Origin of the sequence: Rivularia sp. UHCC 0363 (assembly GCF_034931125.1) — a bacterium.
GTDB lineage: Bacteria > Cyanobacteriota > Cyanobacteriia > Cyanobacteriales > Nostocaceae > Rivularia.
On sequence record NZ_JAYGHM010000005.1, the window covers coordinates 152,346 to 164,048 of the forward strand.

The 11,703-nt window shown below is 40.0% G+C and carries 7 protein-coding genes and 1 pseudogene; 3 read left to right on the plus strand and 5 right to left on the minus strand.

Annotated features, from left to right (window positions below; translation table 11 throughout):
• Nucleotides 1-116: 116 nt before the first annotated feature.
• Both VB797_RS04895 and VB797_RS04900 read right to left on the minus strand, forming a co-directional pair.
• A complete protein-coding gene (locus VB797_RS04895; RefSeq protein WP_323236556.1) occupies nucleotides 117-833 on the minus strand; it encodes a DUF2232 domain-containing protein in 717 nt (238 codons plus the stop codon).
• 32 nt (nucleotides 834-865) lie between these two features.
• Nucleotides 866-1,561, minus strand: a complete 696-nt coding sequence (locus VB797_RS04900; protein ID WP_323236523.1) for a Crp/Fnr family transcriptional regulator — start codon at nucleotides 1,559-1,561, stop codon at nucleotides 866-868.
• Between the two features lie 823 nt (nucleotides 1,562-2,384).
• Between VB797_RS04900 and VB797_RS04905 the strand changes: the two genes are divergently transcribed.
• Nucleotides 2,385-6,239: a hypothetical protein gene (locus VB797_RS04905; protein WP_323236524.1), complete on the plus strand. Its 3,855-nt coding sequence runs from the start codon at nucleotides 2,385-2,387 to the stop codon at nucleotides 6,237-6,239.
• Between the two features lie 459 nt (nucleotides 6,240-6,698).
• Nucleotides 6,699-7,292, plus strand: a complete 594-nt coding sequence (locus VB797_RS04910) for a sugar transferase (RefSeq protein WP_323236557.1) — start codon at nucleotides 6,699-6,701, stop codon at nucleotides 7,290-7,292.
• Nucleotides 7,293-7,495: 203 nt separating this feature from the next.
• Here the strand turns inward: VB797_RS04910 and VB797_RS04915 are convergent, their stop codons facing one another.
• The 3 genes from VB797_RS04915 to VB797_RS04925 all read right to left on the minus strand — a co-directional run bounded on the left by VB797_RS04915 (nucleotide 7,496) and on the right by VB797_RS04925 (nucleotide 9,069).
• On the minus strand, nucleotides 7,496-8,122 hold the full coding sequence (locus VB797_RS04915; protein ID WP_323236525.1) for a 5-formyltetrahydrofolate cyclo-ligase: 627 nt from the start codon (nucleotides 8,120-8,122) through the stop codon (nucleotides 7,496-7,498).
• Nucleotides 8,123-8,278: 156 nt separating this feature from the next.
• Complete coding sequence (locus tag VB797_RS04920; RefSeq protein WP_323236526.1) at nucleotides 8,279-8,854, minus strand: Npun_F5749 family FMN-dependent PPOX-type flavoprotein; 576 nt, start codon at nucleotides 8,852-8,854, stop codon at nucleotides 8,279-8,281.
• 89 nt (nucleotides 8,855-8,943) lie between these two features.
• Nucleotides 8,944-9,069, minus strand: a complete 126-nt coding sequence (locus tag VB797_RS04925; protein ID WP_323236527.1) for a hypothetical protein — start codon at nucleotides 9,067-9,069, stop codon at nucleotides 8,944-8,946.
• Nucleotides 9,070-9,165: 96 nt separating this feature from the next.
• On the opposite strand from VB797_RS04925, the pseudogene VB797_RS04930 reads away from it, so the two are divergent.
• A pseudogene (locus VB797_RS04930) lies at nucleotides 9,166-11,574 on the plus strand (LAGLIDADG family homing endonuclease); the annotation flags it as partial.
• Nucleotides 11,575-11,703: the final 129 nt, after the last annotated feature.

An 11,703-nucleotide genomic window follows, 5' to 3' on the forward strand; every position in this document is an offset into this window, starting at 1 on the left:
CATAGTTCTGTTTATTTCTGCCGACCTACTTAAAGGTTAAAGGTTAAAATTCTTTTTGTCCCCTTGTCCCCCCATCTCCCCATCCCCCCATCTCCTTGTCTCCCTACTCCCTCTCATCATTCATAATCCATCAAAACCTGTACCCAGTGCGGTGGTCGGGGTATGGGATTGCCTAAACGGTCTAATAATAACCAAGCTGCTATATGTACTACGAATAAATATATAAAGTTGTTAAGTAATATTAAGCAAATGGCTCCTATTTGAATTAGGAGGGTGTTGGGTGTTGTAAGGATTCCTAAATTGACGAATAACCATTCTAGAATGTTGGTTACTTGGTTAATCAAGTAAATCCAGAGATCTTCTCCTGAAAGTAAGGACAGTAACCACAGGCGAAAAAATACACCTATTGTACCGAGCAGGGTAGCCAAGCTGATGGAAACAATCCAAGGAACGCGACGGTGCCATGCTGAACCTAGAAGTACTCCCATAAAAGCATAGGGGATGACAAATAGTAGACTCCTTGTTGGTCCCATTAATACAAGTAGCAGTAGACCGGAGGTTAAGGCTGACATCCATGCTGCTCTGCTATTCCAGCGTAGGTAAACTAAGGCGATCGGGATGGGAAAGAATACTTTGAGAAGACCCAAAGGGAAATAAAAATTAATAAACCAAATCAAACTGCCGGTACTTGCGAAAAATGCCGTTTCCACCATTTTTAATGGCGCATCGACTTGAAGCTCCGGAGTAGCCAAATCATGATTGTTTGAATGGTTGGATGAATTTTGCTCAAAGGAATTTTCTCCTTTATCATCCGAAGAACTAAGAATATCCATGTGAAAGACGCTACGCGATGGGTGAGAAACGGTTAAATTATCATCTGTTCTAACGCTGATACATCGGGAATACAAATAAATTCCCCACTACGTTTGATCAATTTTTTCTTTTCTAATTTAGTTAATACCCTAGTTACTGTTTCTCGTGCGAGTCCGCTCAAGCTACTCAACTCCCGATGGGGTAAGTTAGGAATTTCTACACCTGTGGAACCTTTTATCCCTTGCCCCTCTGCCAAAAATAACAAAGTATCTGCCACACGAGAAGCTGAATCCGATTCGCGCAACCGTAAGCGTCGGTTAACTTGTCGCAAGCGACGTGCCATTAACTGTGCTAATCGAACTCCCGCTAAAGGTTCGGTGTTGAGTAACGTAATAAAATCCTGTGATGGTAAACTGCCGATTTGAGTAGGAGTTAAAGTGATGACATCGGTGGAGCGAGGTACTTCATCTAATGCAGCCATTTCACCAAATAGTTCTCCTCTACCGAGAATATTTAGTGTTAATTCTTTACCTTCTAGATTGTAAGTGCGAATTTTAACCCAGCCATTCACAATAAAATATACGGAACCACCCCAGTCATTTTCTAGTAAAATTACCTGATTGCCTGGGTGAGAGCGACTAACAAGATTGCTTAATGCTGATTCAATGGCGGTTTTTGGTAGCCCTTCAAAAAAAGGAGTTGAAAGAGTTACTTCTTTGGCAAGATCCAAGCGATACCTATCTTCCATTGGGACATTTTGATTTTAGCTGTAATACAAATTACTTTCCAAACTAAAAGGGAGTGATTCAACCGACTCTTAGCATAGCCCTATGCGAAAACAAAACCAAGCTACATAAAATTAGGACTTGAGGAATTTTTGGGAACCGTGAAAACAATTACCAATTCACAATACTCTTCCCTACGGGACACCTTGCGGTGAACGGGAACACATAAAGGTGAACGCAATTCTCAATTCCTTGGCCACTCTTAACTTATTTCAAATGGGTTTAAACCGGGTAAAAGTTTGATCCGAAATCGCCCATAGGTCACAGTGCGAAGATAATCATTTGTTAAGATTGCATCCGTTCGCCAGAAATATATGCAAACCAAATTAATAATACTCAAGTCAATTAATTTTTGCTAACCTTAAATTTTTAACTGCATGAGCGTAAAATTACCATGAGTGAAACTAGATGCATCTGTGGGGTATCGCACTTTACTCTTGTTTAAAATTACTGAATAGGATAATTTCACCCTGGGATATCTAAGTGTATTTACTTTTGATCGGATTTTCCCCGAATCCAATACTAAAAGATACAATTTATAATTCAAATCAAATTAAATCAAATTAAATCAAGTCGAATCTAAAATTACTTAGTCAAAATCATGTCAACAGCCTTCTTACTGCTTAAACTTCGCTCACCCATATTCGTATTGTCGTCTTGACAATAGCCTCATAACTACCTGATAGATAATATAAATTTTAGTAATTCTAAACTGATTGCGTTCACTGCTGGCGCGGTGCTGCGATCGCCATTACATCTGTAAAGCTCACATATAGGAAAATCAACGTGACTTCCCGCGCAACTCAAATCGAAAGCATGATTGCAGACATTGATAAATTACTCGCTCACAAAGGTAAGCGTTTGTGGGGGGTTGTTTCTTCTCAGGAAGAGCCGCGTCAAGTTTTACAGCGTATTCGGGATTTTCTCGCAAAAGAAGCAGAAGAAAAAAATCCTCAAGCACAAGCACAATTACCTGCTTTGGTGGCAAAATTTGTGGGAGAAGGGCAGGATCTTGCTGAGTCACAAAAACCACAATCAGTTGACAATAGTCTTTCTGAGTTGATACAGCCACTCAGAGCAGAATTAACGATGCTGTTACAAGAAAGAGCGAATTTAGTTAGTGAAATCCGGGATTTGGAGAAAAAACGGCTGCACGATTATTCTCTAGCTCAACAGTTGGCTTCCCAAGAGAAAATAATTTCCGAATTTATGCAGGTGCTAACAAATCGCTTGTCAGATGAAATCTTGGTGAATCCAGCATCAACGGGTAATACCGTTAATGCTGGTCAGAAAGCTCTTTCCGCTTCTGGGAATCAAGCTTCAGCACGAGCAGAAAATTTAGCTCAATTGACAAATGATTTAGATCGACGTTTAGTGGCTTTAGATGGTACTGTAAACGTTGTTTTTGAAGGATTGCAGCGCAATATTCACGCTTATCACGAATCCTTATCCCAAGCATTAGCAAGAATGCATTACAAGGGAGTACAAGGAGAACAGCTACTCGAAGGCTTTATCAGAAATTTCGCAAATCTGCCACCTCAATATAAAGATTCATTGCGACAAACAACTGATGAAATAATTGTCAAAACTATTGATTCTTCGAGCGTTCAATCAGTTCAAGCATACGATCGCGATCTAAACGATTTTGAAGTTGATTTAGAAGAATATAATCAAGATAATCATGAAAAATTAGCAGTTACTCCCGACGAAACTATTGATAATATTGAATTTTCTCAAGCTCAAGATTCCGACGATACCATGACATCGGATTTGGAAGCAGTCATGTTTCAACTTGAAGAAGAATCTGTGAATGAAGATTTAAATGAAGGATTAGAACCAGATAATTATTTAGAAGTAGAGTTTCCAGAAGAAGTATTTGAAGAAGAAATAGTTGAAGAAGAAATAGTTGCTCAATCCGAAGCTTTTGACTCTCCGGAAAAAATGCAAGCAGTATTGAATGAGTTACAAAAAAAACCAGAAATAGCGGAAGAATTACCGACAGATAATCCTTTAGACAGCACTAATGAAGACGAAGTTGATGAACTTTACGCCAGCTTATTTGACAGCGAGCTTGTCACCGCCTCAAATCCTCAAACGCCTCCCCAACAAGTGTTACAAACGGCGATAAATGTAGATCCCTACAAACCCGACCTCCCAAAATTGTCAGAAACGCAAACAGAAAAAGAAGTTGTTTCTCAGGAAGTAGTATTTGAATATACAGCCCCATCAACTACTAAAACCCTTGAGGATTCTGTAGATGTCAATGAATTACTAGTAGGAGACCCTTGGTCTAATGCGAATAATCCAGGTTTAGGCGATCGCGATACATCTCCAGATACTCCAGATACATTATCAAATCAAACCACTTATACCTATAAACGGAAAACACAAGTTGCAAGTGAAGATACAATCACGGAACTGACAGAACTTTTCTTTGATGAAACACCCGATACGCAAATCGCAACTGATAGTACACCTGATCAGCAAGCAGTTGTTTCACCCGAACCCGAACCTGAAGTTATTATAGAAGCCGCTACATCAGAAAAAGAGCAGCCGACGATCCAGCCAGAACCAGTTATTGCGGCTCAAAAACCTCAATTAAAAGAAATTATCCTTCCAGCTACTTCTCTTCGTCCACCAGATAGAAAAATAGTACAGAGTAACGATTTAAACCCACTTCCCCAAACTGAAAAAACTATTAGTACTCCAGTTCAAGACTCGCAAGAAAGTAATCCTCCGGTAATTAGTAGTAGTGAAATTCCTTCGAGAAACCCCAATGACACAGTTTGGTATTTAGGAATCGATTTAGGAACAACAGGAATTTCCGCTGCATTGTTAAATCGTTCCACAACCGAAATACATCCGATCTACTGGGAACAAGAAAACCAGCCTCAAGAAACTGCTCAAATCCGCAATTTCCGTTTACCAGCCGAGGTTTATCTTCCTAAAACTGCTGCGAGCAGTGCGGGTGAAGAGCAAGCCGAGCAAAATCTTTTTTCGGCATATCTAAAGCCATATTTACAAATTTCTCTTCCTTACAAAAACCTTTCGGAAACAGCTTCCACCGAAAATCGCCAAAAATGGGAACCAATACTGCAACTCAACGAATTTTCCACAGTTCCCTTGGTTTGGATTGTCCGTTCTCTGTCAAAACTGCTATTAACCTTAAAATCCGACTCCAATAGTACCACTTTAGGATTAACTGCTACTGCGATCGGCATCAAAAAAGAAGAATTTGGCAGCATTATTGAGAATATCGTTGGTGTAATTTGTACTTGTCCTTCTAGTTGGACAGAACAATATCGCTTTAACATTCGAGAATCATTACTGATTAGCAAACTAGTCAAACATCCCCAACAAGTATTTTTTGTCGAAGAGGCGATCGCCAGCTTGATGGGAGAACTCGAAGGTGCTAACGGCGAAATAGTTAAACTAATCAAAAACGAAAACTCCCCTGCTGTTGTCATCAGTGATAATCATCTTGTAGGTAACACCTTAGTCATCAACATCGGAGCCAATGCCACCGAGATGGCATTAGTAGATTTACCAGAAAATCTGCAAGATTTAACACATAACGAATTTATGCTCCACGGCTTTAGCTGCGGCGGAAAAGCAATGGAACAAGATATTATCACTCAACTATTGCTACCCGAAAAATGGCGTAAATCGCGTAATATCCAATCACCAGATACCGTCAACGACAACAATCCCCTACATTGGAAGCCAAATATTCCCGGCTTAGATCGAGTACGTTTTTCCAGCTTAGGTTTAGAGACCTTAGAACTACCTCGGGCTGGTGAACCCGACATCATGCAACGCATTCGCTTACAGCAAAGACTCGAAAGTTCACAATGCGGTAAAGCACTATTAGATGCAGCGATCGCGCTGAAATTAATTTTGCAACATCAAGAATCCTTTACCATCGAACTCGCAGACCAAAGATGGGAATTACAGCGACGAGATTTAGAAAGCCAAGTATTTGTCCCCTTCGTCCGTCGGATCAACCGCGAACTGAATAAATTATTGGTAGCACGGGGTATACCCACAGAAGCCATCAATCAAATTGTTCTGAGCGGTGGTGTTTCCTCCATAAGCGCGATTAACCGTTGGTTGCGCCAAAAACTTCCCAGTGCCAAAATTATTCAAGAAAAATATCTCGCAGAAAACGGTACTCCCGCTTGTTCCCGCGTCGCAACCGGATTGTGTGTTCTGCCACTGCATCCCCTAGTATTAGAAATACCCAGACAGCAATACACCGACTACTTCTTATTTACCGAATTGCTGCGATTAATACCAGAAAAAGCCTTATCCTTCGGTGAAGTCATCCAACTATTTGAAGCGCGCGGAATTAATACTCGTACTTGTCAGCAACGCTTATTAGCTTTCCTAGAAGGAGAAATACCACCAGGTTTAGTACCCAACAGCGAAGATATGCAGTGGTTGAGCCAAAGTTCCGTACAAAACTCCAACTACAAAGCGATCGCCGCATCACCATTATTTGACAAACAAGGAAGTCTTTCCTACCGTCCCAACCTGCGACAATTACAGCACTTACGTAACTACCTTGACACAATCAAAGCCAGCGCTCATCAGTCCCTAGAAGAACCTTATACCGTTAACTTTGCCGTGGGAGTTAGTTGATTTTGGATTTTAGATTACCCTACGGGAAGACGCTTCCGCGTCAATAGATTTTGGATTGAAGGTTAGGAGTAAAAAATTACAGGCTTAACTGAAAATGTCCTATTCCTAATCCATTCAGGTAGCGTGTCCCTAGGACAAATCCAAAATTTAAAATCCAAAATCGTCATAGCTTACATAATTTTGCTCTGCTTAAATTTTTATGGATTTTATAAAAAAAATATAAACTTCAAAAATATCAGAGCATGATTAAAAGATTTGGTGAATTTTTCATATTTACTTACATTTACCCATTGGAGTTATTTATATTAGCACTGGGAAGTTTATTTATTATGTAATAGTACTGCTAAGATGGTTATTAATATTACTCAAACACCACAGCATGGTGCGAAGAAAGACTTAGTATTAGTCAGTCCTCCTGACTCCTGGAGTTTAAATTACCAGCCTCCTCATCCTTCGCAAATGAGTATTGCCAAAAGATTAATTGACATAGTGGGGGCAATTGTTGGATTGATGATCGCAGCCGCGATCGGAATTGCGATCGCGGTCGCAACTTTATTCGACAACCCCGGTCCGATCTTTTACAGTCAAGTTCGCTGTGGTAATAACGGAAAAACCTTCCGTATATGGAAATTTCGCTCTATGATTATCGGAGCAGATCGACTGAAGCATTTAGTTAAAAATGAAGCCAGCGGTCATATTTTTAAATGTACGGAAGACCCCCGCATCACTCATGTAGGTAAATTTTTACGTCGTACAAGTTTGGACGAACTACCCCAATTTTGGAACGTACTCAAAGGAGAAATGAGTTTAGTTGGAACCCGTCCACCGACTCCGGATGAAGTGATGCAGTACCAACCGCATCACTGGGAAAGACTGCGAGTCAAACCCGGTATGACTGGAGAATGGCAAGTTAACGGTCGTTCCAGCATTAAAGACTTTGAAGAAATAGTCAAAATGGATTTAGAGTACCAGCGTAAGTGGTCTGTATTCTACGACTTATTTCTGATATTTAAAACGATTTGGGTAGTATTTAATAAAAGCGGTGCTTGTTAAGGTCATTATTAATCGATAATTACCCATTATTTTTGTGCTGGTAAATAATAATAGTTGCCGTAAGTCGCAAGTCAATCGAAGTTATCAATGTGTAACTTTATAATAAAAAACATTCAGGGTTTTACCACTTTTCTATGAAATTTTTACTTAAATATAACCCCCATTATCTCCTTAGCTATTAAGAAGTGATGGGGGCTAAACTTTTACCTTTTTGCTTCTTTATTTTGCCTCGTTGTGCTAGGTATTGTAGGGTATGTTAAACCAGATTCCGTACAAATATTATTTAATTTTTTATCCCAAGCTTCTACAGGAACTTGAGACAAATAAGCAAAATCAAAAACAATACCTATTGTTGATATTAATTCCCATTCTGGAGAACTTAATAAACGGTCGTAATAGCCACCACCGTAACCCAAACGATAACCTTGATAGTCGCAAGCAACACAAGGAACTAAAATTAAATCAACTTGATGGGGATCAATAATTGGTGCATCGGGGTGTGGTTCGAGAATCCCGTATTTACCAGTTATTAACTTATCTTCAGGTTCCCAAATATGCCAGCTTAGAGATTTTTCAACGCAGCGAGGAAAACCCCATAATTTATTATTATCTAATGTATTATCTGAGAATAAATCACTTAAATCTGGTTCTTGTCGAAAGCTAAAATAAGCAAGTACTGTTTTAGCTTTTTTGAATATGTCTAAATTGAAAAGATTTTTACAAATAATTTTACTTTTTGACTGCCATTCTTTTTCTGATAGAGATTGACGTTGTTTGATAATATTGCGACGTAATTCTGTTTTTTCCGATTGATGTTCGGTTAGATTCATGATTTTTTGAAATAACTTCAGCACAATGCTGCGTAAATGAGGTATATGCTAGTACTCCACGAAGGGTAATTTTATTCCCAATACTCCTTATTCCTTGCTCCCTTGCCTTATAACGATATGTCATCGGTAGATTGATCTGTTCAATTATTTAAAAATTTACGGATTAACCTCGCTTACATCCCAAAACCCCACTTCATCCCGCACGTACAAAGTCCGATTTTGCGATCCCCTTAATTGTAAATAATCTACTTTCACGGGTTCTAGCAATAGCAAACAAAAGTTATCTAATGGCTTTTGTGAATCTGGTTGCGGTGGTGAAAATGCTTCGGGGTTGGTGGGTTCTCCCGGATGCGCCCAGTTAAATTGGATACGAGCATTGTCTGAAAGCTCTTGCCAAGTTGATTCGCGAGCTTTTTGCAATTGGGATTGTTGATGGTTAGCATCAATAATTATGATGTTTCCAGCAATGCGGAATTGTTCGCGGCTATTAGTGAAATACCAGCAAATTTCTACCCAAGATTGATTCTTAATTTCTGTAATTTTTTCGCTGCGAGCATCAGTAATAATTTTTAATTTATCGGTATCTTCTAGAAAGCCGCGAAACACTACGGTACGATTAGCAGGAGTTCCATCACTGCGGACAGTTGCTAATTGAAAATAGCGCGAATGCGGATGAGCGCGATTCTTTCTCAGAGCATTAGCCAGAAGCGATCGCCAAGGAGCAATAGACATTTTACGATTTTGGATTTTAGATTTTAGATTATAAGAGTTAGGAGTTAGGAGTTAGGAGTTAGGAGTTAGGAGTTATGAGTTAATAAGAATTATTTCTCCCCATCTCCCCATCTCCACATCTCCACATCTCCCCATCTCCCCATCTCCACATCTCCCCATCTCCCCATCTCCACATCTCCCCATCTCCACATCTCCCCATCTCCCCATCTCCACATCTCCCTGTAGCGTAATTTTTAAAATTTTGCAATCTTTAATTGTACTGCGACTTGACGTATAGTCTTAATCTGACAGAGAAAAGACGCGATAAAAATATGGTTAGAGAGCTTGAACGGAAACACCTTGGTGCAGAATTTCCAGAAACAGCCCCTGCTGCAAATCCTGTATTTTTCAGGACTTATAGCCGTCGTCAACAGCCCGAAGGGACTAGAGAAACTTGGGTGGAGGTTTGCGATCGCACTTTAAAAGGTTTGGTTGAGTTGGGTAAGCTTACTCATGATGAAGCTGTAATTTTAGAACGGATGCAGCGCAATTTAAAGGCTCTACCGAGTGGAAGATGGTTATGGGTGGGTGGTACAAATTGGCTGACTCAACCGAAGAATTTTTCGGGGGCTTATAACTGTACTTCTACAAACGTCGTTGACTGGAGCGCTTTCGGGTTAATGATGGATTTAGCCATGATGGGCTGCGGTACGGGAGCGATTTTAGAACCCAAATATATTAATCAATTACCAACTATCCGCAATCGTCTAAAGGTGACGATACGGGGTAATATTGGTAAAACTATAGCTAACGAACGTCGTGAATTTACTGAAACTAAAATTGAAGGCGATCGCACGACTATTTATGTTGGAGATAGCCGTCAAGGTTGGGTACAGTCCTATCAAACTCTTTTAGAACTTTCTACCGACGAGCGTTTGACCGAAGAAGTTGAAGTAATTGTTGATATCAGCGATATTCGCAAAGCTGGTGAACCGCTGCAAGGTTTCGGGGGTATGGCGAATCCGGTGAAGTTACCCGAACTTTATCAGCGTTGTGCTGCGATTCTTAATAAAGCTGTTGGCAGAAAATTAACTTCGGTGGAATGCTGTTTGTTGATTGATGAAGCGGCTGTGACAATTGTTGCCGGGAATATTAGAAGATGTATTGCTTACGGCACAAGGGTTTCAGCTATTGATGGTATGAAGCCAATTCAAGATATTCAGGTAGGAGATTTAGTTTTAACTTCGTCTGGTGAATACCGTCCTGTAGTTAATAAATTTATTCAAGGTAAGCAAAAGGTTGTAGAAATACGTACTCCCATAACCTCGATACGCTGTACTGCTAACCATCGCGTTGCTGTATACGATGGATTACGCTCGTATAAGTGGAAATATGCTGGTCAATTACAACCAAAAGACCGGCTAATTTCTGTTCCTCATAAAAAAGGTGCTGACTGTGCAAATATTGACTATGCTTGGTTATCTGGTTTCTATATAGGAGACGGTTACGCTAATAGAAGACATACAGGACAATCTGAAGTTATTTTTGCTCTCTCTAAATCTAGGCTTGAAGGTAAGCTGGGTGAAAAATGTCTTCGTATATTGCAAAATCTTGGATACACTCCTACTATCGCTTACAGCAGCAAAGGGAATCATGGTTTTATCAAGGTTTATCGTAAAGAACTCGCTGAAGAACTTCTAAAATATAAACAACCTTGGGAATGTCCTGTAATTCCAGAATTTATTTGGAAAGGTAGTCGAGATATTCGTGCAGCTTTCCTAGCTGGTTTGAGTGATGCTGATGGCACTCCTTCAAGAAATGTACTTGTAAACTCTAATAAGCTGGAATTTTTGCGGCAGGTGCAAAAGTTGGCTCTGTCTTTGGGTATTGCTACAACCTTGCACGAACGTAAACCAAGAACTATTGAAGGAAGAGAAAAAGTATACGAGGGATGTCATTGGATTCACATTCAAGGTTTACAATCTCAAGCAGTTGTTGTCGGTTTAATTAATCAATTTGCTGTTCGGAACGAGTTTACTATTAAGTTAGCGAAAAAGAACGGCTTGACCTTACCCTACCAATATGTCAAAGAGTTAGCTGCTACGGGATGGAAACCCGAAACTCTTTATAGCGCTAACACAATTTGGGTAGATCCAAAAAGTAGACCGGGGTATTTCAGAGATGCAAACTTTGATACGCTTATAGCTGAAGATTTGGTAAATCCCCACTGGTTGCCAATAGAAGTTCAATTTGTAGCTCCCGCAGGTCAAGCTGAAACTTTTGACATTGAAGTTGAAGGAGACCATGAATTTATTGCTGATGGCTTGCTAGTGCATAACTCAGCCGGAATGCGTCAAGGTGTCAGCGAAGACACTGCATTTGCAGACGCAAAAGAGAATCTATGGCAGCAAGGTGAAGATGGAAATTGGCGTATAGATCCCGAACGAGATGCTTTACGTATGGCGAATCATACCAGAGTATTTCACCAAAAACCCACTTTAGAAGAATGTGTTAATGCAGTTCGCAAACAATATTACAGTGGTGAAGGTGCGATTCAATGGGCTGGTGAAGCTGTGGCTAGAGCAAATATTGACTTACTCACAACACAGGAATTGAAAACTGATTTTTTACAGGCTTACCAACAAGGTAAAGGTGCTTATTGGTTAAAGGAAAAGTATTCTTATCTTGATGACAGTGAAATTGAGCATCGTTTAGCTCGTGCAGGGCTTAATCCGTGTGGTAATTGATACTTTTGCCTCACGTAAAAAACCCCGCAAAATCGGTGAAAGCTGAGATGTTGATATTGCTACGGTTAGCAAGATTCACGCCAATACCGAGGTAATCAAAAGAATTAAAAAGCTTTTGACACC